This window comes from Klebsiella pneumoniae subsp. pneumoniae HS11286 (assembly GCF_000240185.1).
Taxonomy (GTDB): domain Bacteria; phylum Pseudomonadota; class Gammaproteobacteria; order Enterobacterales; family Enterobacteriaceae; genus Klebsiella; species Klebsiella pneumoniae.
On sequence record NC_016845.1, the window covers coordinates 1,651,174 to 1,674,872 of the forward strand.

A 23,699-nucleotide genomic window follows, 5' to 3' on the forward strand; every position below is an offset into this window, starting at 1 on the left:
GTCGCCAGACGCTGAGGGGAGGAAATGGATTTTTTTAGCACGCAGAATATTTTAGTACATATACCCATCGGCGCTGGGGGGTACGATCTCTCCTGGATAGAGGCCGTGGGGACGATTGCCGGGCTGTTGTGTATCTGGCTGGCGAGCCTGGAGAAGATCAGTAACTATGCTTTCGGGCTGGTCAACGTCACGCTGTTCGCCATCATCTTCTTTCAGATCCAGCTGTACGCCAGCCTGCTGCTGCAACTGTTCTTTTTTGCCGCTAACGTTTACGGCTGGTATGCATGGTCGCGACAAAGCAGCAACCATGAGGCTGAGCTGCAGATCCGCTGGCTGCCGCGCAGCAAAGCGCTGGGCTGGCTGGCGGCCTGCGTGGTAGCGATCGGCTTGCTGACCCTTTTTATCAACCCGTTCTTTGCTTTCCTGACGCGGATCGCGGTCAGCCTGATGCAAGCGCTCGGTTTGCAGGTCACTATGCCGGAACTGCAGCCGGATGCTTTCCCGTTCTGGGACTCCTGTATGACGGTGCTGTCGGTGGTGGCGATGATCTTAATGACCCGCAAGTATGTTGAAAACTGGCTGCTGTGGGTGATCGTCAACGTGATAAGCGTGGTGATTTTTGCCCGTCAGGGCGTCTATGCCATGTCGCTGGAATACCTCTTGCTGACGTTCATTGCGTTGAACGGCAGCCGGATGTGGATAAACAGCGCGCGTGAGCGAGGTTCTCACGCGTTTTCTGGCTAATGGTGGTGGTGATGATCGTGCCCGGCGTGCATCGTGTTGAGATGGCACTCCGGGCCGCTGCAGGGCTGGTACTCCATCTGCACCGTGGCATGCGCAATTTCATATTTATGTTCCAGGAAATGCAGGATGCGGTTGAGTAACGCGTCATGATCGTGCGGTGGAACGACCTGTACATGGAGCGTCATCACCGGTTTTTCCCCCACCAGCCAGACGTGGACGTGGTGAACATCGCGTACCTCCGGGATAGAGCGACGGATATCCCGCTGCAGGGCCGCCACATCCAGCGAACGCGGCGCGCCTTCCAGCAATTCATTCAGACTCTCTTTCAGTAATCGCCAGGCACTACGTAATACCAGGCAGGAAACCAGCACGGAAAGAATCGGGTCGACAGGCGTCCAGCCGGTGGTGAGGATCACCACGGCCGCCACGATCGCGCCGACCGAGCCCAGCAGGTCGCCAAGCACGTGTAGCGCTGCGGCGCGTACGTTAAGATTCCGCTCCTCGCTACCCCGATGTAGGATCCAAAACGCCAGCACGTTGGCCAGCAGACCGGCGACTGCAATGACCATCATCGTCACGCCGGCTACCGGCTGCGGATGCTGGAAGCGCTGAATCGCCTCCCAGACAATCAGCATGGTGATCACCACCAGAGCAATAGCATTGAGAAACGCCGCCAGGGTGGTTAAACGCAACCAGCCAAAGGTATGGCGGGCATTTGGTGGGCGGCTGGCGAAGCGAACCGCCAGCAGCGCAAACAGCAGAGCGGCGGAGTCGGTGAGCATATGGCCGGCATCCGCCAGCAGGGCCAGCGAGCCGGAGATCGCGCCGCCGACGGCTTCAATCAGCATAAAGCCGGCGGTGACGATAAACGCCCATAGCAGCCGGCGGGCGTTGCTGTTATCCGGAGCCTGGACAGAGGAGTGCGAATGCGAGTGCGCCATAGTGTCGTCCCTTAATACTTATCATTATTACGCTATGACATCATAAACAGAGAGCGATAAAAAACGAAGAAAAGGCGAGACCGGCTCGCCTTTTCTTCGATCTGCCCACCTCATGTGTTACTGGGTGGTGCCGTCGGTTTTGCTGTTGTCTTGGGTCGTATTGCCGCCGTTGTCCAGTTTTTTACCGGTGTCCGGACAGCGGCCGTCTTTACACATCGAGTTTTTATGTACCTCATCGCTCGACATATTATCCTGGGTCATCGTCGAGCCCGTGGTGCCCCCAGAGCCAGAGTTGATCTGACTATTGTCCACGTTGTTCGGCGCCACGTTCTCACGGGCATCCGGCGCCACCTGACCGGCATCCGCGGAAGAGTTGGCCTGGCCATTATTGGACTGGGCGCCGGTGTCTGCCGCCAGGGCCGCGCCGCTGGCAAGACCTAAGGTGGCGGTGAGCAAAAGGGTCGTCAGTTTTTTCATATTCATCGGATACTCCTGTTAAGCCGGGAAGGGGAAATGCGCTTCCCGCGGTGAGTGTGCCAGGGATCTGACTCGCTATGGTTTAAGACTCCGCAGACGATCGCAGTGTCACTATATAATCCTGAAACGTAAGACTTAATTAGCTTTAACAGTTAAATATTGTAGTTCATGAGCCTGGTTTCGCTACTTTATGGCGTATTTTTGCCTATTTCCAGGATTATTCCATCACTACTGTAAAATCACGTTTACACTATTTCAGCGAAGAGATAGATTGGAGGGATTGCATTTCATTGAATAAGTATGGCCACGCTGGAAATAAGATGAATTATCAGAACGACGATTTACGCATTAAAGAGATCAACGAATTATTACCTCCCGTTGCGCTCCTGGAAAAATTCCCTGCTACCGAAAATGCTGCAAACACCGTTGCACATGCTCGCAAAGCGATCCATCAGATCCTCAAAGGCGACGATGACCGTCTGCTGGTGGTGATTGGGCCTTGTTCTATTCACGATCCGGCAGCGGCGAAAGAGTATGCCGCCCGCCTGCTGACCCTGCGCGAGGCGCTGAAGGGCGAGCTCGAGATCGTCATGCGGGTCTATTTTGAAAAACCGCGCACCACCGTCGGCTGGAAAGGGCTCATCAACGATCCCCATATGGATAACAGCTTCCGCATCAACGACGGGTTGCGCATCGCGCGCAAACTGCTGCTGGACATTAACGACAGCGGCCTGCCGGCGGCGGGGGAATTCCTCGATATGATCACCCCGCAGTATGTCGCCGATCTGATGAGCTGGGGCGCCATTGGCGCGCGAACCACCGAATCCCAGGTGCACCGTGAGCTCGCCTCCGGACTCTCCTGCCCGGTGGGCTTTAAAAACGGTACCGATGGCACCATCAAGGTGGCTATCGATGCGATTAACGCCGCCGGCGCGCCGCACTGTTTCCTGTCGGTCACCAAGTGGGGCCACTCCGCCATCGTGAATACCAGCGGTAACGGCGACTGTCATATTATTTTGCGCGGCGGCAAAGAGCCTAACTACAGCGCGAAGCACGTGGCGGAGGTGAAAATCGGTCTGGCGAAAGCGGGTCTTCCGGCCCAGGTGATGATCGACTTCAGCCATGCCAACTCCAGCAAGCAGTTCAAGAAGCAGATGGAAGTGGGCGCCGACGTATGCCAGCAGATCGCCGGCGGCGAGCGCGCCATTATGGGCGTGATGATTGAAAGCCATCTGGTGGAAGGCAACCAGAGCCTCGAGAGCGGTGAACCGCTGACCTACGGCAAGAGCGTCACCGACGCCTGCATCGGCTGGGAGGATACCGAAACGATCCTGCGTCAGCTGGCGGAAGCGGTGAAAACCCGCCGCGGCTAAGCTACTCCGCGCTAGCGCAGGTCATAAAAAAAGCGTGGAGATTTCCACGCTTTTTTGTTCTCACCAGGAGAAATTACTTCGCTTTACCCTGGTTGGCGACGGCAGCCGCTTTCGCCGCGATCTCTTCCGCGTTGCCCAGATAGTAATGTTTGATCGGCTTGAAGTTTTCATCGAACTCATATACCAGCGGTACGCCGGTCGGGATGTTCAGTTCGAGGATCTCGTCTTCGCCCATGTTGTCGAGGTATTTCACCAGCGCGCGCAGGGAGTTACCGTGAGCGGCGATGATCACGCGCTCACCGCTTTTCAGGCGCGGCAGAATGGTTTCGTTCCAGTAAGGCACGACGCGGTCGATAGTCAGCGCCAGGCTTTCAGTGGTCGGCAGTTCGGCGTCGGTCAGTTTTGCATAGCGCGGATCGTGGCCCGGGTAGCGCTCGTCGTCTTTGGTCAGCTCCGGCGGAGTGACAGCGAAGCCGCGACGCCACTGTTTAACCTGCTCGTCACCATATTTCTCAGCGGTTTCCGCTTTGTTCAGGCCCTGCAGCGCGCCGTAATGACGCTCGTTCAGCTTCCAGGATTTCTCAACCGGCAGCCAGGCCTGATCCAGTTCGTCCAGCACGTTCCACAGGGTGTGGATGGCACGTTTCAGCACGGAGGTATAAGCAAAATCAAAGCTGAAGCCTTCAGCCTTCAGCAGTTTACCCGCTGCTTTTGCTTCGCTAACGCCTTTCTCGGACAGATCCACGTCGTACCAACCGGTGAAGCGGTTTTCGTTGTTCCACTGGCTTTCGCCATGACGAACCAGTACCAGCTTAGTTACAGCCATTCTCTCACTCCTCTCTACACGCCATCCCTCGCGCCGCGAACGGTGCGCTGAATGTGATGGTGTATGTGTTATTGATTGATAACTATTCTCATTATATTGCCGTGATTTGGCGCACGGCAATGCTTATCCCTAACCATAGCGAAAATAGTGGCGCAGTGTAAGGTGCTTGTAATACACAGGTTATTTTTTTGTCCTTTGGTGACGGAAAATAGAGCAGGTTGCTGAAAAAAGAGGCGGCAGAGAGGAGGGCGGGGACGAAAAGCAGCGCCCCCTGATGGAGGGCGCTGGCGATTATCGGGCGATAAACTGATATTCCGTCAGGCTGACGTACTCCTGGCCCGGACGTAATACACAGTCCGGCTGCGGCCATTGCGGATGGTTCGGCGAATCCGGCAGGAATTCGCTCTCCAGCGCCAGTCCCTGCCAGTCGGCGTAGGGCTCCGTCGTCTGCGACGGGGTGCCGCCGAGATAGTTGCCGGAGTAAAACTGCAGCGCCGGAGCGGAGGTATAGACCGTCATCTGCAGCTTGCCATCCTGCGACCAGACCTGTGCCGCAGGCTGGCTGGCGTCGCCTTTGGCATCCAGCAGGAAGGCATGATCGTATCCCTTCACCTTTTGCTGATCGGCATCCGCGAGGAAGTCGGCGGCGATGGTTTTCGGCTGGCGGAAATCAAAGCTGGTGTTAGCAACATCTTTCAGTTCGCCACCCGGGATACCGTCGCTTTCCACCGGCAGATACCTCTGGGCGAGGATCTGGAGCTGATGCTGGCGCACATCGCCCTGCTCACCGTCGAGGTTGAAATAGACGTGATTGGTCATATTCACCGGGCAGGGTTGGTCCACGGTGGCGCGATAGGTAATCGCGATGCGGTTATCGTCGGTCAGACGATAGTGCGCGGTGGCCTGCAGGGTGCCCGGAAAGCCTTGATCGCCATCGGGCGAGGTCAGGGCGAACAGCACTTCCTGCTCGTCGGCGCGGACAATGCGCCAGCGGCGCTTATCAAACCCTTCCGGGCCGCCGTGGAGCTGGTGGCCCGCGTCGTTTGACGGCGTGACGTTGACGACCTGGCCGTCAAGCGGGAAGCGGCTGTGGCCGATACGGTTGGCGTAGCGGCCTACCGAGGCGCCAAGAAATGCGGCCTGGCGAGCATAGTCTTCCAGCTTTGCGCAGCCCAGCAGCGGTCGGCGCAGGCTGCCATCGGCCAGCGGCACCTCGGCGCTGAGCAGCGTCGCGCCCCAGTCCGCCACGGTGACGGTCATCCCCGACTTATTGCGCAGGGTCACCTGCTGCCATGGCCGGCCGTCCGGGGCCAGCGCGGTGGTTTGCGTTAGCATTGCCCGGCCCCCTGTGACGGTTTGCAGACATAGAATGTCTCTTTAATACCGGTTTTCGCTTCATACTCGTTGGCAACGGCCTGCTGAACGGTATCGACCAGATCTTCCGGGATTAACGCTACCACGCAGCCGCCAAAGCCGCCGCCGGTCATGCGCACGCCGCCCTTATCGCCGATCGCGGCCTTAACGATCTCCACCAGGGTGTCGATCTGCGGGACGGTGATCTCGAAATCATCACGCATCGAGGCGTGGGACTCTGCCATCAGCTCACCCATCCGCTTCAGGTCGCCTTTTTCGAGGGCGCTGGCGGCTTCCACAGTGCGGGCATTCTCCGTCAGCACGTGGCGTACGCGCTTCGCGACCACCGGATCCAGCTCATGGGCGACGGCGTTAAATTGCTCAAGGGTGACATCGCGCAGGGCGGGCTGCTGGAAGAAGCGCGCGCCGGTTTCGCACTGTTCACGACGGGTGTTGTACTCGCTGCCGACGAGAGTACGCTTAAAGTTGCTGTTGATGATCACCACCGCCACGCCTTTCGGCATCGAGACGGCTTTGGTGCCCAGCGAACGGCAGTCGATCAGCAGCGCGTGGTCTTTTTTGCCCAGCGCTGAAATCAGCTGATCCATGATGCCGCAGTTGCAGCCGACGAACTGGTTTTCCGCCTCCTGGCCGTTGAGGGCGATTTGCGCGCCATCCAGCGGCAGATGATACAGCTGTTGGAACACGGTGCCGACGGCGACTTCCAGCGAGGCTGAGGAGCTTAACCCCGCACCCTGCGGTACATTGCCGCTGATCACCAGATCCGCGCCGCCAAAGTGGCTGTTACGCTGCTGCAGATGCTTTACCACGCCGCGGACATAGTTCGACCACTGCTGGGTGTCGTGGCTGATAATCGGCGCGTCGAGAGAGAACTCATCGGTCTGATTGTCGTAATCGGCGGCAATCACCCGCACGGTACGATCGTCGCGCGGCGCACAGCTGATCACCGTCTGGTAGTCGATAGCGCAGGGCAGCACAAAACCGTCGTTGTAATCGGTATGCTCGCCGATCAGGTTGACGCGGCCTGGCGCTTGAATGACATTGCTGGCCGGGTAGCCGAAGGCGTCAGCGAACAGGGTTTGGGTTTTCTCTTTCAGACTCATCATTACACTCCGGATTCACGAAAATGGACGTCGCTGACGGCGCGCAGTCGTTCGGCAGCTTGCTCGGCGGTCAGATCGCGCTGAGTTTCGGCCAGCATCTCATAACCAACCATAAACTTGCGGACCGTCGCGGAGCGCAGCAGCGGCGGATAAAAGTGGGCATGAAGCTGCCAGTGGTTATGGTCTTCGTCGTTAAACGGCGCGCCGTGCCAGCCCATGGAGTAGGGGAATGAGCACTGGAACAGGTTGTCGTAACGGCTGGTCAGCTTTTTCAACGCCAGTGCCAGATCGCTGCGCTGGGCGTCGGTGAGATCGGTAATGCGCTGCACGTGCGCTTTCGGCAACAGCAGCGTTTCGAACGGCCAGGCGGCCCAGTAGGGCACCACCGCCAGCCAGTGCTCGGTGTCCACCACCGTGCGGCTGCCGTCGGCCAGTTCGCGCTGCACATAGTCCAGCAGCATCGGCTGGCCCTGTGCGGCGTAATACTCTTTCTGCAGACGGTCTTCCCGTTCCGCTTCATTGGGCAGGAAACTGTTGGCCCACACCTGACCATGCGGGTGAGGGTTGGAGCAGCCCATCGCTGCCCCTTTGTTTTCAAAAACCTGCACCCACGGGTAGCTTTTCCCGAGGTCCGCGGTCTGTTCCTGCCACGTTTTAACCACGTCTTCCAGCGCTTCAAGGCTCAGTTCCGGCAGCGTTTTGCTGTGGTCTGGCGAGAAGCAGATCACCCGACTGGTGCCGCGGGCGCTCTGGCAGCGCATCAGCGGATCGTCACTCTCCGGTGCGTCCGGGGTGTCGGTCATCAGGGCCGCAAAGTCGTTGGTAAATACGTAGGTACCGGTGTAATTCGGGTTGGTGTCGCCGGTCACCCGGGTGTTGCCCGGGCACAGGAAACAGTCCGGATCGTGGGCCGGCAAGGTCTGTTTTGCCGGCGTTTCCTGCGCCCCCTGCCAGGGGCGCTTGGCGCGATGCGGAGAAACCAGAATCCACTGTCCGGTTAACGGGTTATAACGACGATGTGGATGGTCAACGGGGTTAAATACGCTCATGAAGGTTCCTTAGTCTGGATAACCCTGCGGATGACGGGACTGCCAGTGCCAGGTGTCCTGCGCCATTTCGTCCAGGTTGCGCGTTACGCGCCAGTTCAGCTCGCGGTCGGCCTTGGCAGCATCCGCCCAGTAGGCCGGGAGGTCGCCATCGCGGCGCGGCGCGAAATGGTAGTTAATGGGTTTGCCGCAGGCCTTGCTGAAAGCATTGACTACGTCGAGCACGCTGCTGCCGACGCCGGCGCCAAGGTTGTAGATATGCACCCCGGCTTTGTCAGCCAGTTTTTCCATGGCCGCGACGTGGCCATCGGCGAGGTCCATCACATGGATGTAATCGCGCACGCCGGTACCATCTTCGGTCGGATAGTCGTTACCAAAAATGGCCAGCGATTCGCGACGGCCAACGGCGACCTGGGCGATGTAGGGCATCAGGTTGTTCGGGATCCCCTGCGGGTCTTCCCCCATGTCGCCCGACGGGTGGGCGCCGACCGGGTTGAAGTAGCGCAGCAGGGCAATGCTCCACTCCGGCTGGGCTTTCTGCAGGTCGGTCAGGATCTGCTCCACCATCAGCTTGCTTTTGCCGTAGGGGCTTTGCGGGGTGCCGGTCGGGAAGCTTTCGACATACGGGATTTTCGGCTGATCGCCGTAGACGGTAGCGGAGGAGCTAAAGATAAAGTTCTTCACGCCAGCGGCGCGCATGGCAGAGACTAATTTCAGTGTGCCGGTGACGTTATTGTCGTAATATTCCAGCGGCTTGGCGACGGACTCCCCGACGGCTTTCAGCCCGGCGAAGTGGATCACTGCCTCAATGGCGTGATCGTGGAGGATCTCCGTCATCAGCGCTTCGTTACGAATATCGCCTTCAATAAAGGTGGCTTCTTTGCCGCCGAGACGTTCAATCACCGGTAGTACGCTGCGCTTGCTGTTGCAGAGATTGTCGAGGATCACCACCTCGTGTCCCTGCTGCAGCAGTTGAACGCAGGTATGACTTCCAATGTAACCGCTACCACCTGTAACCAGAACTTTCATGATTCGCTCCATTCGGCTTATCGTTTGTGAGGAAGATAGCATATCAAAGAAGTGAAAAGTGTGACATAGGGCAAGTTAGTGGAATCGTTTACACTCAAGGGCGAAATGATATCATTGAATATATTTTGCTTTAAAAACATGTCATTATATTATTTTGGCGCTATTTTTCTGAAAAATACCAGGGATCTTTCGATCCCCGGCAGGGGGCGTCAGGCCACGGGGCCGAGCTGATAAGTGTAACCGTCTCCACTGGGAACGAACGCCAGGCGATGGGTAATACAGTCCGGGGCATCTTCCGCATGGTGCGAGACAAACAGCAGCTGTGTGGCCCCTTCGCCAATCAACACGTCGACAAAGCGGCGCACTAGCTGGCGGTTGAGGGGGTCCAGCCCCTGCAGCGGTTCATCGAGGATCAGCAGGGTTGGATGCTTCACCAGCGCGCGGACGATAAGCGCCAGCCGCTGCTGGCCCCACGACAGACTGTGAAACGGCGCGTCGGCGGTGCGCTTATCGATGCCGAGAATATCCAGCCATTGCTGCACCAGCTTATGCTGCTTGTCGGAGACCGCCTGATAAATGCCGATCGAGTCAAAATAGCCCGACAGGATGACGTTGCGGACGTTGGTGCTGACCCGGTAGTCCAGATGCAGGCTGCTGCTGACGTAGCCGATATGCTTTTTAATATCCCAGATGGTCTCACCGCTGCCGCGCCGGCGGCCAAAGAGCGTGAGATCGTTGCTGTAGCCCTGCGGATGATCCCCGGTGACCAGGCTCAGCAGCGTAGATTTACCGGCGCCGTTGGGACCGACGATCTGCCAGTGTTCGCCTGGATTCACGGTCCATGAGAGGTGATTGATGACCGGGCGATCGTTATAGGAGACCACGCCGTCGTTGAGCACGATACGCGGCGCCGAGTCTGCCAGCGCATGACGGGCCGGTGGGACATCCGGCTCCGGCAGGGTGATGCCGTCCAGTTTTCACTGTGCGCCAGCTGGGCGACCAGCGCCTGCTGCAGCAGGGAAGACTTCTCGCCGGTCTCGCTGAGGGTGCAGTCAGCCAGCACGCCGGCGAATTGCACAAACTCCGGGATCTCATCGAAACGGTTGAGCACCAGCACCAGGGTGATGCCGGCGCTGTGCAGGTCGGCCAGCAGGGCAGCCAGCTGCTGGCGGGAGTTGACGTCGAGACCGTCGAAAGGTTCATCGAGGATCAGCAGTTGCGGATCGGTCATCAGGGCCTGACACAGCAGGGTCTTACGCGTTTCCCCGGTCGACAGGTATTTAAACCGGCGGTCCAGCAGGGCGCTGATGCCAAACTGTTCAGCCAGGCGCGCGCAGCGGGCAGGATCTTTCACCTCATCCTGGATAATCTCCGCGGTGGTGCGGCCGGTATCTTCTTCGCCTGGGCTGAGCAGGTCGGTGTTATTGCGCTGCCACTCGTCGCTGACCAGCTTCTGCAACTGTTCGAAGGAGAGGCGGGTCACGCGGGAGAAATGGCTTTCGCGCTGGCCGCTGAGCAGGGGCAGGTCGCCGGCCAGGGCTCGCGCGAGGGCGGATTTGCCGCTGCCGTTGCTGCCGACGAACGCCCAGCTTTCACCCGCCGCCACGCTCAGGTGGTCTATTTTTAAGGTCTTTGTATCGCTCAGGCGAAACGTGCCTTGCGAAATTTGCAATGATGACATGATGTATCCCATTTTTTTGCAGCGATGTGCATCAGGGATACGACTTCAGGCGCGTAATGTCAATGGGGTCAGCATAACGTCGCGAGAATGATGCGATCGGCATTGAAGTAAGCGATCGCCTCCGTTCCTTCCGCCAGGCCAGCGGCCTGCGCCTGTGGCAGGGTGGCGCACAGGGTTTGACCGTCCGCCAGGGTCATCAGTACTTCGCACTGTCCGGACCCGCATTCGATATGACTGATACGTCCCGACAGCTGGTTATCGGCCTGGCGGGCTGCTGCGGGATCGAGGGTGATGCCGACCCATGGCGCTTTGAGCAGGACCAGCACCTCCTGGCCCTCATCGAGTCCCAGCTTCTCAGCGCTTTGCGCGGTGATGGCGACGTTCAGGCGGGTTTTTCCGTCAGCCAACAGTACTTCCACGTGCTGCTGCACCTGCTGGCGATCGCGGCCGGTAATGGTGCCGAACCACTGGTTGCGGGCGCTGGTCTGCAGGGAAAAGCGCGAGATGGCCGCCAGCAGGCTATCCAGCGGCAGGGCATCGTCATCGCTGAGTACATCAAACGCTTTCTGCTGGATCTGCGCCAGCAGATCGTACAGCTGGATCAGACGCTGCCCGTAGCGGGTCAGCACCGCGCCGCCGCCGCCCTTTCCGCCGGTGGCGCGATCCACCAGCGGCTGTTCGCTGAGCTGGTTCATCTCATTGATGGCATCCCAAGCGCTCTTATAGCTGATACCCGCATGCTTCGCCCCCTGGCTTATCGAACCGGTCTGGTCAATCTGTTTGAGCAGGGCGATCCGCCGCGGATCGGCAAACAGGCGCTGCTGTAGCTTAAGGGTGAGAAGAATTTCGGCCTGCATAATCGTTTCCTGACAAAAAAGGGTATTGTGACCGATAGTCGCCCACTTGCAAAACCTCTCTGCGCGGTTGGTCATTACCCACCGCACAAATGGGACGTGTTTTTTCGGCTGAAATCGTTACAATCAGGAAATCATACTATCTGGAGTGAACCATGTTAGAGCTTTTGAAAAGTCTGGTTTTTGCGGTCATCATGGTACCGGTGGTGATGGCGGTCATCCTGGGACTGATTTACGGTCTTGGCGAAGTGTTCAACCTCTTCTCCGGCGTAGGCCACAAAGATCGCAGCCAGCAAAATCACTGATTTCCCGGCGCCCGGTTTAACCGGGCGCTGTGCTATTTCCCTCCTGTATCATTTCCCTTCGTTTTATTGTCCTGTATCACTATAAAAACGCTTCGCATATCGTTATATTATCGACTACATAACGCATTGACAGGAGAGTAAGATGGCAGGTTCTTGGTTACGCGGGGTTGTCGGGGTATCACTCACGCTGTGCGTCGCGGGTCAGGCGCTGGCGGCAGAGGGTAAAGTGACCGTTTTCGCCGCCGCATCGTTAACCAACGCGATGCAGGATATTGCCCAGGCGTACAAGAAAGAAAAAAACGTCGAGGTCGTGTCGTCGTTTGCCTCGTCGTCGACGCTGGCGCGGCAGATAGAAGCGGGTGCGCCAGCGGACCTGTTTATCTCCGCCGATCAGAAATGGATGGATTACGCGGCAGATAAAAAGGCCATCGTTCCGGCAACCCGCGCCACTCTGCTTGGCAACAGCCTGGTGGTGGTCGCGCCGAAAGCCAGTGCGCAGGGGGCGATAACCATTGATGAGAAAACCGACTGGACCAGCCTGCTGAAAGGAGGCCGTCTGGCGGTGGGCGATCCACAGCATGTCCCGGCCGGTATCTATGCCAAAGAAGCACTGCAGAAACTCGGTGCCTGGGAGACGTTGTCGCCGAAGCTCGCCCCGGCTGAAGACGTGCGCGGTGCGCTGGCGCTGGTGGAGCGCAACGAAGCGCCGCTGGGGATTGTCTATGGCTCCGATGCCGTGGCCAGCAAGGGGGTGAAAGTGGTCGGCACCTTCCCGGAAGCCTCGCATCAGAAAGTCGAGTACCCGCTGGCGATTGTCGATGGGCACCGCAATGCGGCTGTGAGCGCCTTCTATGACTACCTGAAAGGGCCGGAAGCGTCCGCTATCTTTAAACGTTACGGATTTACCACCCGCTGATGTTTCTGAGCGAACCCGAATGGCAGGCGGTGCTGCTGAGCCTGAAAGTCTCCTCCCTGGCGGTGGCCTTGAGCTTGCCCTTTGGCATCTTTTTTTCCTGGCTGCTGGTTCGGCGCACCTTTCCCGGCAAGGCGCTGCTCGACAGTATTCTCCATTTACCGCTGGTGCTGCCTCCGGTGGTGGTGGGGTACCTGCTGCTGGTGGCCATGGGGCGGCGCGGGTTTATTGGCAGCTGGCTGTATGACTGGTTCGGCATCAGCTTTGCTTTTAGCTGGCGCGGGGCGGTGCTGGCGGCGGCGGTGATGTCTTTCCCGCTGATGGTGCGCGCCATTCGCCTGGCGCTGGAAGGGGTGGACGTCAAACTGGAGCAAGCGGCGAGAACCCTCGGGGCCAGCCGCTGGCGGGTATTTTTGACCATTACGTTGCCGTTGACTCTGCCGGGGATTATTGTCGGCACGGTGCTGGCCTTCGCCCGCTCGTTAGGGGAGTTTGGCGCGACCATCACGTTCGTCTCCAATATTCCCGGTGAAACGCGCACCCTCCCTTCGGCGATGTACACCTTGATTCAAACCCCGGGCGGGGAGGGGGCGGCGGCCCGCCTCTGCCTCATCGCCATCGGTCTGGCGCTGGTTTCGCTGCTGATTTCGGAATGGCTGGCCCGCGTGAGCCGCCAGCGCATGGGAGGATAATGATGCTGGAGCTGGACTTTACCCAGACCCTCGGTAGCCACTGCCTGCAGATCCGTGAAACTCTGCCCGCCAGCGGGATCACCGCCGTCTTTGGCGTCTCCGGCGCTGGCAAAACCTCGTTTATTAACGCCATCAGCGGCCTGACCCGACCCCAGGCGGGGCGGATCGTGCTCAATGGCCGGGTGCTGAACGACACCGCGCAGCGTATCTGCCTGGCGCCGGAGCAGCGCCGTATCGGCTATGTCTTTCAGGATGCGCGCCTGTTTCCCCATTATAAAGTGCGCGGCAATCTGCAGTATGGGATGGCGAAATCCATGGTCAGCCAGTTCGATAAGCTGGTGGATCTGCTGGGGATTGCGCCCTTGCTGGATCGTCTGCCGGGCCGGTTATCCGGCGGCGAAAAGCAGCGAGTGGCTATCGGCCGCGCCCTGCTGACCGCGCCGGAGCTGCTGCTGCTGGATGAGCCGCTGGCCTCGCTGGACATTCCGCGCAAACGCGAGCTATTGCCCTACCTGCAGCGGCTGGCGCAGGAGATTCATATTCCGATGCTTTACGTCAGCCACTCGCTGGATGAGATCCAGCATCTGGCCGATCGTGTGCTGGTGCTGGAGGCCGGTAAGGTGAAAGCTTTCGGTCCGCTGGAGGAGGTCTGGAGCAGCAGCGTGATGCACCCCTGGCTGCCGGCGGAGCAGCAGAGTACTATCCTTAGCGCCACCGTCGCCGCGCAGCACCCGCAGTATGCGATGACGGCCCTGGCGCTGGGGGACCAGTTGCTGTGGGTCAACCGGCTCGAACGTCCCGCAGGCGACACCGCACGGATCCGCATTCAGGCGTCGGACGTTTCGCTGACACTGGCCCAGCCGTCCGGGACCAGCATCCGCAATATCTTGCGCGCCGAGGTGGTTCAGTATCTGGAGGTCAACGGACAGATTGAAGTGCAGCTCAGAGTGAGTGGCCGTCTGCTATGGGCCAGGATTAGCCCATGGGCGCGGGACGACCTGGCGATAGCGCCAGGTCAGCAGGTGTTTGCCCAGATTAAAAGCGTGTCGATCGCCGCCTGATTACAGCAGTTGGCGGTAGATAAACTCGGCGATGCTGGTGGACTCATTGTCGCCGATGACTATGTTGGCGCGGGCTTTCACCTCGTCCACCGCGTTGCCCATCGCCACCCCGGTGCCCGCCGCTTCCAGCATGCTAAGATCGTTGTAGTTATCGCCGAAGGCCACCACATCCTGCATCGACAGCCCCTGGTCGGCCACCCATTGCGCCAGGCGTTTGCCTTTGCTGTTGCCGGCGCGCGCGATATCCACCTGATCGTGCCACGACCATTCGCACTCGAGGCCCAGCGTCTCGCCAACCTGCTGCGCAAACCGCTGCAGGCGGGGAATGTCGTCATCGGTGAGAGCGAATTTCCATACCGCGTTAACTTCGCGAACCGCCTGCGCCAGCGAATCGACCTGAGCGAAAACCGGACGCTGATCTTCCGGTAACGCCTGCGCCCAGTTGCGGGTGCGGATCACATGCCCGGTGGGGTGTTCATAAAGCATCGCGTCGTCCACATATGCCAGGCCGTGGATCTGCTGTTTGGCGAGCATGGCAGTGAGGCTTACCGCTTGCTCCACCGGCATAGGATCGGCGGCCAAAACCTTTTTTGCGTGATAATCATACAAATAGGTGCCATTACAACAAATTGCAGGTGTATCGAGAGCCAGTGCCTGATAAAAAGGATGGATAGCGACGTGATGACGTCCGGTGACGACGATGACCTGATAGCCTGCCTCTCTGGCGCGGGCCAGCGCCTCCAGCGAAGCGGGCAGAATGGTTTTTTTGCTGGTAAGCAGGGTGCCGTCTAAATCCAGGGCAATCACGCGTGTTGTCATGTGTTATTTCCGGTTGATGTTGAAAAGTGACCTGGCCATGATGGTACACCGCCGTGGCGTCAGGACCAATTTTTCCACATCTGCCGTGAATGTCTGTATGCCCTTTGTGCCGCCGTCCGGCGGAAATTCGGCGGACGATGCGAGTATCATGGGCGGATGTCTTATAATTTTCAGGGTGCTGTTATCCTGAAAATGAAAATTCCACGTGCAGTGAGGGAAGGAGTAGTCATGAAACAAACCGTTTATACCGCCAGCCCGGAAAGCCAACAAATCCATGTCTGGAGTCTTGAAGCGGACGGCAAACTGACGCTGGTGCAGGTGGTTGATGCCCCAGGGCAGGTCCAGCCGATGGTGGTCAGCCCCAACAAGGAATTTCTGTACGTTGGCGTTCGTCCGGAGTTTCGCGTGTTGGCCTATCGCATCACGCCGGATAACGGGGCGTTAACCTTTGCGGGCGAAGCTGCGCTGCCGGGCAGCCCGACCCATATCTCTACCGATCGTCATGGCCGCTTTGTCTTCAGCGCCTCCTACAATCAGGGCTGTGTCAGCGTGACCCCGCTGCACGACGGCCTGCCGGGCGAAACCATCACCGTGGTGGAAGGGCTGGAAGGCTGCCACTCGGCCAATATCTCCCCGGATAATCGCACCCTGTGGGTGCCGGCGCTGAAGCAGGATCGCATTTGCCTGTTTACCCTCAGCGACGATGGTTTCCTCTCGGCACAGGAGCCCGCGGAAGTGACGACCGTCGAGGGCGCCGGTCCGCGTCACATGGTATTCCATCCCAACCAGCAGTATGGTTACTGCGTCAATGAGCTAAACAGCTCGATTGACGTCTGGGAGCTGAAAGATCCTAAGGGCAACATCGAATGTGTACAGACCCTGGATATGATGCCGCCTGATTTTAGCGGCGTGCGCTGGGCGGCGGATATTCATATCACCCCGGATGGCCGTCATCTTTACGCCTGCGATCGTACCGCCAGCATCATCACGGTGTTCAGCGTTTCGGAAGATGGTAGCGTGCTGGCGGTGGAAGGCTATCAGCCTACCGAGACCCAGCCGCGCGGCTTTAACCTCGATCACAGCGGTAAATATCTCATTGCCGCCGGGCAGAAGTCGCACCATATCGCGGTGTACGATATCGTCGGTGAGCAGGGACTGCTGCAGGAGAAAGGCCGCTATGCGGTTGGGCAGGGGCCGATGTGGGTGGTGGTCAACGCCCACTGAACCGCCATCAGGTAAAAGAAAAACCTCGCCTTAGCGAGGTTTTTTTTGCTCAGAGCGGACAGGCTCTGCGGAGAAGGCGTTGTCCTGGCGGGCCAGAAGCGTGACGACGTTAGATATCGTCCATGGTGTAGCCAACGACAATCTCCAGCGTTTTTCGGATCACGTCCGCGGTCACCACGTCATCGGTGGTTTCCAGCGCCTGAATCAGCCATAAAATAATGGCCTTATTGTTCAGGTGACCCTCGGACTGGAGAATACTGTTGATGGCGAGCGACATGACGGCGGACTCATCAACCAGTTTATCACCGGCGTTACGGAAATAGTCGGAGAGCGCGGTGTCCTGCAGTCTTGCGTAAATATCTGGTTGCTGATGCATAGTCTGTCTCATCACATTCTCACTCTGTTTAATTCACCATGGTTGGGATAATCAGTGGATCTTTTTAGCTTCCGACGGCATGCTGTCTGGCGCCAGCGAACCTCTGGTTTCCCAACGGCCATTGATTTTCTTTACCTGTAAAGGCGCGTACTTCCGCTGACGGATAAGCTTCGCGCAAATTTCTTCGATCACGGCAGCGATGATCTTTCTACGCTGGCGATCTGGTTCTGTCGCCTGCATTAACCGAAGTCGAACCAGCAGGGTCGGGGTGGTAATCGGGCGATTCGTTTTCAGAAGCGCTAGAACCGCCTCGCCGATGATTTCATCGGTTATTTCCTCAGTTTCACTGTTATTCATAACCGTCTCTATGCATGCCACCCTTTTCCTGAATAGGCGAACGGCATTCAGGTCAGCAGCAGGTTTGTGGAAGCGATCGCCCCTCATCTGCTACTGCGGCGCTGCAACAGGCGACGATCGATGACGTTATTCCTGGCCAGCAAACAGCAGACCAATTAAGGTCTGATAGTGGCTCTCTTCCTCCGGCGCGCGAGCGCGGTCCAGGCGGCTCAACAGTTTGGTGCATAGCGCTTTGCGGTTGAGATGACGCCCTTCGTTAAGAATATCCATCACGATCTGACCCAGGGTTTCCTGCTGGGAAGGCAAAGATGCTTTGTTGAAATACTGGGCAATTGCGTTCGCTGTATCTGGAATGTAACCATTCTGCTGCATATGTGCTCCTTTCATTTCATTCATCTGTTAACTGCCATTAAACTTATACAATAATTATTAACCTGTACACACAAAGTTGCACAATAATGATTCATGTTAGTTTAACTATATGATTTTTAATTGTTTAATTTTTTTTTGCCTGGCGCGGTTCTGGCTTGTAAAGGTGGGGTTTAGCGTTGCATGTTGTACAAGGAAAGAAAAAAAGGGAAAACCTTGCACAAAAAAGGGATTTTTAGTGTATCTTTTTTGTTAAGACAAAACGTAGTTTTACGAGACCCTTAGCCTGATAACTGCTACTGTGAATGCTTATCCCTCCCATCTGGAATCACTATGCTAACCACCATCATTTATCGCAGCCATATCTGCGACAATGTCTCATTCAAATCGATCGAGGCCATGGTCGCCAGGGCAAACGAAAGAAATGGGCAGGCGGACGTCACCGGTATTTTACTTTTTAACGGGACGCATTTTTTTCAACTCATTGAGGGGCCTGAAGAAAAGGTTCAGGATATTTATCAGCATATCTGCCGGGATCCTCGCCACTATAATCTGGTGGAGTTGCTTTGCGATTATGCGCCGTCCCGTCGTTTTGGTAAGGTCGGGATGGAACTGTTTGATTTACGCGAACACGATCGCGAGGAAGTTCTGCAGGCGGTGATGGACCGGGGGACGTCAAAATATCAGCTCACCTATGATGACCGGGCGCTGCAATTTTTCCGTACTTTTGTCGAAGCCACAGAAAAAGCGAACTATTTTGAGATTCCTTCCGCAGATAGTTGGGTTTTTATTCCTGATAAGGAGACGTTCTATCCTGATACCCCGATTATCGATAATACGGAAGGTTGTTCCTTTGCCTTCCAGCCGATTGTCGACCCTTTCGCCTGCGAAATTATTTCGTGGGAAGCGCTGTTGCGTACACCGGACGGGCAATCCCCCGGCGCCTATTTTGCCGGGCTGACCGGGGACGATATTTATCTCGCCGACCTGCACAGTAAACGGGTGGCGTTGTCGCTGGCGGGAAAATTAGGTTTACGTAATAAGGCGTTAAGCATTAATTTACTGCCGATGACCATGGTCAAAGCGCCGAATGCGGTGGCTTTCCTGCTCGACGAAATTAGTCGCAATGACCTTATTCCGGAGCAGATTATTGTCGAGTTCACTGAGCGGGAAGTGATTTCGCGGATGGACGATTTTACCGATGCGGTGCGCAAACTGAAGGGCGCGGGAATTAATCTTGCCATCGATCACTTCGGCGCCGGGTTTGCCGGGCTATCGCTGCTGGCGCAATACCAACCCGACAGAATTAAAATCGACCATGAGCTGATCCGCAATATCCACCAGGACGGACCGCGCCAGTCGATTGTACAGGCGATTATCAAATGCTGTACTTCTCTGGAGATTGCGGTCTCAGCCGTCGGCGTTGAGCGTGCTGAAGAGTGGATGTGGCTGGAATCAGCCGGTATTTCACAGTTTCAGGGCAATTTGTTCGCCAGCGCGCGCCTGGGGGGCCTACCCGCCGTCGCATGGCCGGAGAAAAAATGAACCACCGCGAAATCAGCTAAACATTTTTTCATCTTTTTTCCCGGGCGCTGTGAGCCGCAACCTGATATCTTTATCTGTACAAGAAAATAGAGTTGTACAGGATGCCTGAATTCGTTAGTTTAGGTATTAAGGTATCAGGTTGATGTGAGGCTGCTATGGCGTTTTACAGTATCGGTGAAGTCGCCGAACGTTGCGGAATCAATCCGGTCACACTGCGCGCCTGGCAGCGTCGTTACGGTCTACTGAAACCGCAGCGTAGCGAAGGCGGGCATCGACAATTTGATGAAGAAGATATCCTGCGTATCGAAGAGATCAAGCGCTGGATAGAGCGCGGTGTATCAGTAGGGAAAGTCAAAGCGCTGCTGGAGGATAACCTGCCGGCGGCGCGCGACGAATCCGCGCATCTTCAGGAAGAGATGATGTCCATTCTGCGTTATATGCAGCCCGCCAGAATCCGCGCCAAATTAATGGCGCTGAGTCATCAACACCCCATCGACACCCTCATCGATAGCCTGTTAGTGCCGGTACGACAGCGTCTCAAGCTGGATCAGAATACCTCGCTGGTGATTAGCAGCATGCTGGACGGCCTGTTAATTGACTGCGTAGCGTTGTTTCTCGCCGAAGCGCGTAAAAAAAATGGCAAAGAGACGCTGCTGGTGGGCTGGAGCAATGAGGACAGGACGCGTCTGTGGCTGGAGGCATGGCGTCTTTCCCAACGCGGCTGGCATGTCAACGTTCTCGCCGAACCGCTGGAGTCGCCGCGGCCTGAGCTATTTCCCGGGCAGCATATTTTCGTCTGGACCGGACGTGCCGCCACGCCTCTGCAGGAGGAGCTGCTCAGCCACTGGCAGGAGCAGGGCTTCAGCATCCATTTTCACGGCCAAAATTAAGCGCCCCGATCCGTGGTGCGGATCAGGGCTTGAGTGCTGGGTTACAGGTGAATCTGGCTCCAGGATTTGAACGTTTCGCTGCGGCTGATATTAAAAAAATCGGTTCTACCGCTGCAGCCGAGCTTTTTAATCAGATTCAGCCGGATTTGATAAATGGTTTTTATATGCAGGTTTAGCGACCGGCCAATGCTGGCGACCGCTTCGCCATTGCTGATAAGTTGAATAACTTTCTTTTCCCGCTCGGTAAACTGCACCGAGGCGCCTGGCGCCGGATGGGTTTTGTAATAGCGGGTGGGTTGATGCAGAAATATCTTTAACTCTTCCGGCGTCGAGTTGGCCGGTAAGCGCAGCATAGGCAGTTCACTAAGAAAATTAAGATCGTTGCCTTCGGTTAACAGAATAAATAATGTATCCCGCCGATTATAGTTGTGCTGCAGTACCGCGAAATAATTGTCGCTGGTGAAGAAAACATGTTTTTTGCGGAAGTAAGATGCCGGCAGGCTATTCAGGATCAGCGACATCCCATAGAGAAGAAAACCATTATCAAACCACAGATCGTAATGCTCAGAACGATAGCAAGTATTATGGTGTGACATTTTTTTGCCTCAGTTAGCCGATAGAGACCCAGGCGCGCCGGTACAGCAGGTCGAAGCCTGCTGCCAGCACAGTGGGTTTATTTAATGATGAGGTTTGCTGTACAGCATATCCAGCGCCTGCAGATAGAGATCGGAAAGTATTTCGTTACTTTCCGTTTGCAGACGATGCTGGATTTCCGTAATCATCCGCTCATTATTTACCGTTCTGTGCTGCTTAATGAGCGTATTCTCAATATTCTTCATCAGGGCCGAATTGAAGACAAACTCTGCTGGAATGGTATTTTTAATATGCATAGCTCGAACTCTCCCACGTATAAAGCAAACAGACAATAAAAGTCGCAGCGTACCGTTGGTACGCGCCAAGTCACGAACAGGAAATGTATAACCAGGAACCACCGTCCGACTCGCTGCGCAATCGTCAAGCTTCCCCGCTTTGTTGCGCAACAAGCAGTTAACACTCCAAAACTATAGACGCTGATTTCACTATGTACAACTTTTTTCATTACTATATGTACAACGTAACGGCTTATTTTTTGTGTGTGTTTTAATTTGTTGATTTATAATAATTTTATTAAGTGATAACTTGTACAGAAAAGTCGGGTTGTGCAGGATTTAGCTGTAAAACCAGCGGGAAGAAGCTGATGATGGTAGAAGAAAGCCAATTGTGAAAATTCTGTCATGGCTGGCGAAATGCATGAGATTGCGCCGACGCGCGAAGGGGTAAACAGCAACGCTGTCGTCGACAGGTGGCTTTCTTCCGCGTCGGACTCTGAGCATAGCGGAAAATATGATGAGGCTTTGTCTGCTTTTTGCACAGTAAGGTAAAGGGGTAACGTCTGCCATGTCGTAAACGGCCCATTCGATTTGTTGGCGAATAAGGGCTGTGCTACGCTTTTTGGTAACGACGCGGTGGTTTGGCATCGTTATTTTTCCCCCATTTCCCTGTCGAGTCTTATACCCCTGTCACGACCGGTAAATACGGCAAAAGCTTTCTGTCCCTGGACAGGCCTTGAGGACTGAGGAGGGAAAATGCGCGGCAAAAGCGTGATGCTCCTGGCCGGGTTAGCCTCTCTCGCGCAGGCGAACGAACTTAACCTCTATTCTGTGAATACCGGTTCCTATGTTTACCATCTGACCAATAATCACGGACAATATACAGAGAATTTCGAAAATCATTTTTTCTCAGTGGAGCGGAAATTCTCTGCAGACTCCAAATACAGCCTTCTGCTTGGCACTATGAATAACAGCTTCAACGATCGCTGCCTGGCGCTGGGGGTGAGAAGAGACTGGTACCACAGCGGCAGCGGGTGGACCTTCAAAGGCGTTTACGGCTATACCGGCGAATTCTTCTTCGACGCCTTCGAGCATTGCGGCGATCATGGCTCCTATAAAGACTTTAAGGACGCCACGGGGATCGGCTTTTCACCCTATATCTACCACGCTATCCAGTATAACTTCACCGATTATTTCGCCGTTGAAAGCGGCATTATTATTCCCAGCGTGTTTGTGATTAGTATCCAGTGGAGCTTCCGCTAAATCGTCCCGTTGTCGGTTACAAGGTAATCACCTTCCTGAGCAGCGTACTGGAGAGCGCGGCAAGGGAAATGAGCACCGACAGGACAAAGGTCAGCGCTATTACCCCCAACTTGGTGGCTAGCGAATGCACAGGGATGAGCATCACCAGCAGGTGAAACACGGAATAGTGGAGGATATAAACTCCGGTCATCGCTTTACTGACCGTCGCCAGCACGGCCTCTTTCCACTCGCGGTTCTTTTTAAACTGCACGGCGTTAGCGGCGATCACCAGCAGGACGATCAGGATATAAATTTGCGATCCCGTGAGAATGAACGCATTACGATCTGCTTTAAACAGGGCGAAGAAGAAATGGCGTTCATAAAACCAGGTAAATAAATAGACAAAGGGCAGAGCGATAATCGACCCTTTAATCACCTGTGGGTTGCGTATCCACTCCGCGACCTTTGGATCGTTAAACAACTGCCCGGTTAAATAAAACAGTAGCCATGTCCACAGGCGATACTGCGGCGGCAAACTGAAAAGATGTCTGTCCGGGTAGATCACCGAGAGCAGGTCGTAACCGTAGGAGCAGCACAGCAGCGTCAGGAGCACGGCGAAAAAGAGCCCGCGCCGCTGGCTGAGCCAGGCGATCAAAGGATGAAAGGTATAGATGACAATCAGGGCGAAAATAAACCAGGGCTGGATCAGGTAGCCGCGCTGGTAAGGCTCCCAGACATAATAGACCGTCACCCAAAACAGAAAGACGATGACCACGCTTTTAATTTTACCAATTTGCCAGTTGGCATCGTGGCGCGTCTGCGCATCAAGATAGCCGGCCACGACAAAAAACAGCGGCGTCGCGATGGTCGAGATAAAGGTCAGCAGCCCGAGGATCCAGTGATAGTCATAATCAAAGCGATCCCAGGTGTTATAGATGGTGAAAAAGGTCACCGCTGTCATACAGCCTTCACGTGATGGACGGCTTTGCCATCTGGCGCGTAGCGTTTGTGGGGTCAATGATTGCGGTCAGCGCCTTTATTCTCGAAGCCTGGCTGCAGCCGCGCGGCTATTCGCCGGAGTTTATTCGTACCGTGCTGTTGCAGACTCTGGTCACCGCCCAGTGGTTCTATATGCTGAACTGCCGCGTATCGGATGGATTCTCGTTAACCAAAGGTCTGCTGGCCAACAAAGGGATCTGGATCGTCAGCGGCGTACTGCTGGTGCTACAGCTGCTGATTATCTACGCGCCTTTTATGCAGATGCTGTTCGGCACCACCGGGCTGCCGTTCCGCTACTGGGTGATCACCTTTATCATCGGCTTCGCCATGTTCCTGATCGTGGAACTGGAAAAACCGCTGACCCGCAAATGGCGTTCCGCCTGACGGCGTGAAGCGCTGAACGAAAAAGAAAAGAGGGGGCATCGCCCCCTCTCTGGCTGACGACAAACCTGTTTCGTCATTGTGCTCGCATTTCTGCCGGGTGGCGACTTTCGCCTTACCCGGCCTACGAAAGACTTCAATATCAAACCGTTATGCAGTTATCTGTAGGGCCGCGCAAGCGCAGCGCCGCCGGGCAATTCCTGAAGATT

30 protein-coding genes and 1 other annotated feature are annotated in these 23,699 nt (G+C 56.2%); of the genes, 13 read left to right on the plus strand and 17 right to left on the minus strand.

What is annotated here, in order from left to right; genetic code table 11:
• Positions 1-105 precede the first annotated feature (105 nt).
• Positions 106-744, plus strand: coding sequence for a nucleoside/purine/pyrimidine transport protein (locus tag KPHS_15870; RefSeq protein ID YP_005225887.1), 639 nt, complete (start codon positions 106-108; stop codon positions 742-744).
• On the opposite strand, the gene KPHS_15880 is transcribed toward KPHS_15870, so the two are convergent.
• Both KPHS_15880 and KPHS_15890 read right to left on the minus strand, forming a co-directional pair.
• Entirely contained in the window at positions 741-1,685 is a 945-nt protein-coding gene (locus KPHS_15880) for a zinc transporter ZitB (protein YP_005225888.1), read from the minus strand. The genes KPHS_15870 and KPHS_15880 overlap by 4 nt on opposite strands.
• Positions 1,686-1,802: 117 nt before the next feature.
• Positions 1,803-2,168 (minus strand): putative homeobox protein, encoded by a 366-nt coding sequence (locus tag KPHS_15890; protein YP_005225889.1) that lies wholly within the window; start codon positions 2,166-2,168, stop codon positions 1,803-1,805.
• 314 nt (positions 2,169-2,482) lie between these two features.
• Between KPHS_15890 and KPHS_15900 the strand changes: the two genes are divergently transcribed.
• Entirely contained in the window at positions 2,483-3,535 is a 1,053-nt protein-coding gene (locus KPHS_15900) for a phospho-2-dehydro-3-deoxyheptonate aldolase (protein YP_005225890.1), read from the plus strand.
• 73 nt (positions 3,536-3,608) lie between these two features.
• On the opposite strand, the gene KPHS_15910 is transcribed toward KPHS_15900, so the two are convergent.
• The 5 genes from KPHS_15910 to KPHS_15950 all read right to left on the minus strand — a co-directional run bounded on the left by KPHS_15910 (position 3,609) and on the right by KPHS_15950 (position 8,913).
• Positions 3,609-4,361, minus strand: coding sequence for a phosphoglyceromutase (locus KPHS_15910; RefSeq protein YP_005225891.1), 753 nt, complete (start codon positions 4,359-4,361; stop codon positions 3,609-3,611).
• Positions 4,362-4,652: 291 nt separating this feature from the next.
• A complete protein-coding gene (locus tag KPHS_15920) occupies positions 4,653-5,696 on the minus strand; it encodes an aldose 1-epimerase (RefSeq protein ID YP_005225892.1) in 1,044 nt (347 codons plus the stop codon).
• Positions 5,690-6,841, minus strand: a complete 1,152-nt coding sequence (locus KPHS_15930) for a galactokinase (protein ID YP_005225893.1) — start codon at positions 6,839-6,841, stop codon at positions 5,690-5,692. Before KPHS_15930 ends, KPHS_15920 begins: the two co-directional genes overlap by 7 nt.
• Positions 6,841-7,887, minus strand: coding sequence for a galactose-1-phosphate uridylyltransferase (locus KPHS_15940; protein ID YP_005225894.1), 1,047 nt, complete (start codon positions 7,885-7,887; stop codon positions 6,841-6,843). Before KPHS_15940 ends, KPHS_15930 begins: the two co-directional genes overlap by 1 nt.
• Before the next feature lie 9 nt (positions 7,888-7,896).
• On the minus strand, positions 7,897-8,913 hold the full coding sequence (locus KPHS_15950) for a UDP-galactose 4-epimerase (RefSeq protein YP_005225895.1): 1,017 nt from the start codon (positions 8,911-8,913) through the stop codon (positions 7,897-7,899).
• Between the two features lie 105 nt (positions 8,914-9,018).
• Between KPHS_15950 and KPHS_15960 the strand changes: the two genes are divergently transcribed.
• The gene (locus KPHS_15960) at positions 9,019-9,144 is read left to right on the plus strand and encodes a hypothetical protein (RefSeq protein ID YP_005225896.1); all 126 of its coding nucleotides are present in this window, start codon (positions 9,019-9,021) and stop codon (positions 9,142-9,144) included.
• On the opposite strand, the gene KPHS_15970 is transcribed toward KPHS_15960, so the two are convergent.
• From KPHS_15970 to KPHS_15990, 3 genes are all read right to left on the minus strand, one after another.
• The gene (locus KPHS_15970) at positions 9,123-9,749 is read right to left on the minus strand and encodes a molybdate transport system ATP-binding component (RefSeq protein ID YP_005225897.1); all 627 of its coding nucleotides are present in this window, start codon (positions 9,747-9,749) and stop codon (positions 9,123-9,125) included. The two genes, KPHS_15960 and KPHS_15970, sit on opposite strands and share 22 nt — an antisense overlap.
• Positions 9,123-10,594: a sequence feature (potential frameshift: common BLAST hit: gi|152969331|ref|YP_001334440.1| putative molybdenum transport ATP-binding protein ModF), on the minus strand. Its footprint overlaps the gene before it by 627 nt.
• Positions 9,746-10,594 carry a molybdate transport system ATP-binding component gene (locus KPHS_15980; protein YP_005225898.1) on the minus strand — a complete coding sequence of 283 codons (849 nt, stop codon included), beginning with the start codon at positions 10,592-10,594 and terminating at the stop codon, positions 9,746-9,748. It overlaps the preceding feature by 849 nt. The genes KPHS_15970 and KPHS_15980 overlap by 4 nt, the downstream gene beginning before the upstream one ends.
• A 68-nt stretch (positions 10,595-10,662) precedes the next feature.
• Complete coding sequence (locus KPHS_15990; protein YP_005225899.1) at positions 10,663-11,451, minus strand: DNA-binding transcriptional regulator ModE; 789 nt, start codon at positions 11,449-11,451, stop codon at positions 10,663-10,665.
• 152 nt (positions 11,452-11,603) lie between these two features.
• On the opposite strand from KPHS_15990, the gene KPHS_16000 reads away from it, so the two are divergent.
• The 4 genes from KPHS_16000 (at position 11,604) to KPHS_16030 (ending at position 14,419) form a co-directional block, all read left to right on the plus strand.
• On the plus strand, positions 11,604-11,753 hold the full coding sequence (locus KPHS_16000; RefSeq protein YP_005225900.1) for a multidrug efflux pump-associated protein, AcrZ family: 150 nt from the start codon (positions 11,604-11,606) through the stop codon (positions 11,751-11,753).
• 142 nt (positions 11,754-11,895) lie between these two features.
• The gene (locus KPHS_16010) at positions 11,896-12,669 is read left to right on the plus strand and encodes a molybdate transporter periplasmic protein (protein YP_005225901.1); all 774 of its coding nucleotides are present in this window, start codon (positions 11,896-11,898) and stop codon (positions 12,667-12,669) included.
• Entirely contained in the window at positions 12,669-13,358 is a 690-nt protein-coding gene (locus KPHS_16020; RefSeq protein YP_005225902.1) for a molybdate ABC transporter permease, read from the plus strand. Before KPHS_16010 ends, KPHS_16020 begins: the two co-directional genes overlap by 1 nt.
• A 2-nt stretch (positions 13,359-13,360) precedes the next feature.
• The gene (locus KPHS_16030; RefSeq protein YP_005225903.1) at positions 13,361-14,419 is read left to right on the plus strand and encodes a molybdenum transport ATP-binding protein; all 1,059 of its coding nucleotides are present in this window, start codon (positions 13,361-13,363) and stop codon (positions 14,417-14,419) included.
• Here KPHS_16030 and KPHS_16040 read toward each other — a convergent pair whose 3' ends face one another.
• Entirely contained in the window at positions 14,420-15,238 is an 819-nt protein-coding gene (locus KPHS_16040) for a putative phosphatase (protein YP_005225904.1), read from the minus strand. It lies immediately after the preceding gene.
• A gap of 228 nt (positions 15,239-15,466) precedes the next feature.
• Between KPHS_16040 and KPHS_16050 the strand changes: the two genes are divergently transcribed.
• Positions 15,467-16,462 carry a 6-phosphogluconolactonase gene (locus KPHS_16050; protein ID YP_005225905.1) on the plus strand — a complete coding sequence of 332 codons (996 nt, stop codon included), beginning with the start codon at positions 15,467-15,469 and terminating at the stop codon, positions 16,460-16,462.
• A 109-nt stretch (positions 16,463-16,571) separates the two neighbouring features.
• Here the strand turns inward: KPHS_16050 and KPHS_16060 are convergent, their stop codons facing one another.
• The 3 genes from KPHS_16060 to KPHS_16080 all read right to left on the minus strand — a co-directional run bounded on the left by KPHS_16060 (position 16,572) and on the right by KPHS_16080 (position 17,567).
• Positions 16,572-16,838: a two-component-system connector protein AriR gene (locus KPHS_16060; RefSeq protein ID YP_005225906.1), complete on the minus strand. Its 267-nt coding sequence runs from the start codon at positions 16,836-16,838 to the stop codon at positions 16,572-16,574.
• 51 nt (positions 16,839-16,889) lie between these two features.
• On the minus strand, positions 16,890-17,078 hold the full coding sequence (locus KPHS_16070) for a hypothetical protein (RefSeq protein YP_005225907.1): 189 nt from the start codon (positions 17,076-17,078) through the stop codon (positions 16,890-16,892).
• A gap of 243 nt (positions 17,079-17,321) precedes the next feature.
• Positions 17,322-17,567, minus strand: a complete 246-nt coding sequence (locus KPHS_16080; protein ID YP_005225908.1) for a two-component-system connector protein YcgZ — start codon at positions 17,565-17,567, stop codon at positions 17,322-17,324.
• 330 nt (positions 17,568-17,897) lie between these two features.
• Here KPHS_16080 and KPHS_16090 point away from each other — a divergent pair, with 330 nt between their 5' ends.
• Complete coding sequence (locus KPHS_16090; protein ID YP_005225909.1) at positions 17,898-19,109, plus strand: diguanylate phosphodiesterase; 1,212 nt, start codon at positions 17,898-17,900, stop codon at positions 19,107-19,109.
• Positions 19,110-19,264: 155 nt separating this feature from the next.
• Positions 19,265-19,999: a putative regulatory protein MerR gene (locus KPHS_16100; RefSeq protein ID YP_005225910.1), complete on the plus strand. Its 735-nt coding sequence runs from the start codon at positions 19,265-19,267 to the stop codon at positions 19,997-19,999.
• Positions 20,000-20,040: 41 nt separating this feature from the next.
• Here KPHS_16100 and KPHS_16110 read toward each other — a convergent pair whose 3' ends face one another.
• Positions 20,041-20,595 (minus strand): LuxR transcriptional regulator, encoded by a 555-nt coding sequence (locus KPHS_16110; RefSeq protein ID YP_005225911.1) that lies wholly within the window; start codon positions 20,593-20,595, stop codon positions 20,041-20,043.
• Between the two features lie 81 nt (positions 20,596-20,676).
• Entirely contained in the window at positions 20,677-20,889 is a 213-nt protein-coding gene (locus tag KPHS_16120) for a hypothetical protein (protein YP_005225912.1), read from the minus strand.
• A 384-nt stretch (positions 20,890-21,273) separates the two neighbouring features.
• Between KPHS_16120 and KPHS_16130 the strand changes: the two genes are divergently transcribed.
• Positions 21,274-21,420, plus strand: coding sequence for a hypothetical protein (locus tag KPHS_16130; RefSeq protein ID YP_005225913.1), 147 nt, complete (start codon positions 21,274-21,276; stop codon positions 21,418-21,420).
• A 204-nt stretch (positions 21,421-21,624) separates the two neighbouring features.
• Positions 21,625-22,131 (plus strand): hypothetical protein, encoded by a 507-nt coding sequence (locus tag KPHS_16140; protein YP_005225914.1) that lies wholly within the window; start codon positions 21,625-21,627, stop codon positions 22,129-22,131.
• A gap of 16 nt (positions 22,132-22,147) precedes the next feature.
• On the opposite strand, the gene KPHS_16150 is transcribed toward KPHS_16140, so the two are convergent.
• Positions 22,148-23,071, minus strand: a complete 924-nt coding sequence (locus KPHS_16150) for an acyltransferase family protein (protein YP_005225915.1) — start codon at positions 23,069-23,071, stop codon at positions 22,148-22,150.
• Between the two features lie 14 nt (positions 23,072-23,085).
• On the opposite strand from KPHS_16150, the gene KPHS_16160 reads away from it, so the two are divergent.
• On the plus strand, positions 23,086-23,493 hold the full coding sequence (locus KPHS_16160; RefSeq protein ID YP_005225916.1) for a putative cation transport protein: 408 nt from the start codon (positions 23,086-23,088) through the stop codon (positions 23,491-23,493).
• Positions 23,494-23,699 lie beyond the last annotated feature (206 nt).

What these genes read in the sequence shown, in the direction of transcription:
- KPHS_16150 (YP_005225915.1), bottom strand. Translation starts at nt 23,071, where the DNA reads ATGACAGCGGTGACCTTTTTCACCATCTATAACACCTGGGATCGCTTT.
- KPHS_15950 (YP_005225895.1), bottom strand. Translation starts at nt 8,913, where the DNA reads ATGAAAGTTCTGGTTACAGGTGGTAGCGGTTACATTGGAAGTCATACC.
- KPHS_16050 (YP_005225905.1), top strand. Translation starts at nt 15,467, where the DNA reads ATGAAACAAACCGTTTATACCGCCAGCCCGGAAAGCCAACAAATCCAT.
- KPHS_15980 (YP_005225898.1), bottom strand. Translation starts at nt 10,594, where the DNA reads ATGTCATCATTGCAAATTTCGCAAGGCACGTTTCGCCTGAGCGATACA.
- KPHS_15900 (YP_005225890.1), top strand. Translation starts at nt 2,483, where the DNA reads ATGAATTATCAGAACGACGATTTACGCATTAAAGAGATCAACGAATTA.
- KPHS_16100 (YP_005225910.1), top strand. Translation starts at nt 19,265, where the DNA reads ATGGCGTTTTACAGTATCGGTGAAGTCGCCGAACGTTGCGGAATCAAT.
- KPHS_15880 (YP_005225888.1), bottom strand. Translation starts at nt 1,685, where the DNA reads ATGGCGCACTCGCATTCGCACTCCTCTGTCCAGGCTCCGGATAACAGC.
- KPHS_16040 (YP_005225904.1), bottom strand. Translation starts at nt 15,238, where the DNA reads ATGACAACACGCGTGATTGCCCTGGATTTAGACGGCACCCTGCTTACC.
- KPHS_15940 (YP_005225894.1), bottom strand. Translation starts at nt 7,887, where the DNA reads ATGAGCGTATTTAACCCCGTTGACCATCCACATCGTCGTTATAACCCG.
- KPHS_16030 (YP_005225903.1), top strand. Translation starts at nt 13,361, where the DNA reads ATGCTGGAGCTGGACTTTACCCAGACCCTCGGTAGCCACTGCCTGCAG.
- KPHS_16080 (YP_005225908.1), bottom strand. Translation starts at nt 17,567, where the DNA reads ATGCAGCAGAATGGTTACATTCCAGATACAGCGAACGCAATTGCCCAG.
- KPHS_15920 (YP_005225892.1), bottom strand. Translation starts at nt 5,696, where the DNA reads ATGCTAACGCAAACCACCGCGCTGGCCCCGGACGGCCGGCCATGGCAG.
- KPHS_16020 (YP_005225902.1), top strand. Translation starts at nt 12,669, where the DNA reads ATGTTTCTGAGCGAACCCGAATGGCAGGCGGTGCTGCTGAGCCTGAAA.
- KPHS_16000 (YP_005225900.1), top strand. Translation starts at nt 11,604, where the DNA reads ATGTTAGAGCTTTTGAAAAGTCTGGTTTTTGCGGTCATCATGGTACCG.
- KPHS_15960 (YP_005225896.1), top strand. Translation starts at nt 9,019, where the DNA reads ATGATATCATTGAATATATTTTGCTTTAAAAACATGTCATTATATTAT.
- KPHS_15990 (YP_005225899.1), bottom strand. Translation starts at nt 11,451, where the DNA reads ATGCAGGCCGAAATTCTTCTCACCCTTAAGCTACAGCAGCGCCTGTTT.
- KPHS_15930 (YP_005225893.1), bottom strand. Translation starts at nt 6,841, where the DNA reads ATGATGAGTCTGAAAGAGAAAACCCAAACCCTGTTCGCTGACGCCTTC.
- KPHS_16130 (YP_005225913.1), top strand. Translation starts at nt 21,274, where the DNA reads ATGGCTGGCGAAATGCATGAGATTGCGCCGACGCGCGAAGGGGTAAAC.
- KPHS_16060 (YP_005225906.1), bottom strand. Translation starts at nt 16,838, where the DNA reads ATGCATCAGCAACCAGATATTTACGCAAGACTGCAGGACACCGCGCTC.
- KPHS_16110 (YP_005225911.1), bottom strand. Translation starts at nt 20,595, where the DNA reads ATGTCACACCATAATACTTGCTATCGTTCTGAGCATTACGATCTGTGG.
- KPHS_16140 (YP_005225914.1), top strand. Translation starts at nt 21,625, where the DNA reads ATGCGCGGCAAAAGCGTGATGCTCCTGGCCGGGTTAGCCTCTCTCGCG.
- KPHS_15910 (YP_005225891.1), bottom strand. Translation starts at nt 4,361, where the DNA reads ATGGCTGTAACTAAGCTGGTACTGGTTCGTCATGGCGAAAGCCAGTGG.
- KPHS_16010 (YP_005225901.1), top strand. Translation starts at nt 11,896, where the DNA reads ATGGCAGGTTCTTGGTTACGCGGGGTTGTCGGGGTATCACTCACGCTG.
- KPHS_16090 (YP_005225909.1), top strand. Translation starts at nt 17,898, where the DNA reads ATGCTAACCACCATCATTTATCGCAGCCATATCTGCGACAATGTCTCA.
- KPHS_16160 (YP_005225916.1), top strand. Translation starts at nt 23,086, where the DNA reads ATGGACGGCTTTGCCATCTGGCGCGTAGCGTTTGTGGGGTCAATGATT.
- KPHS_16120 (YP_005225912.1), bottom strand. Translation starts at nt 20,889, where the DNA reads ATGCATATTAAAAATACCATTCCAGCAGAGTTTGTCTTCAATTCGGCC.
- KPHS_16070 (YP_005225907.1), bottom strand. Translation starts at nt 17,078, where the DNA reads ATGCAGGCGACAGAACCAGATCGCCAGCGTAGAAAGATCATCGCTGCC.
- KPHS_15890 (YP_005225889.1), bottom strand. Translation starts at nt 2,168, where the DNA reads ATGAATATGAAAAAACTGACGACCCTTTTGCTCACCGCCACCTTAGGT.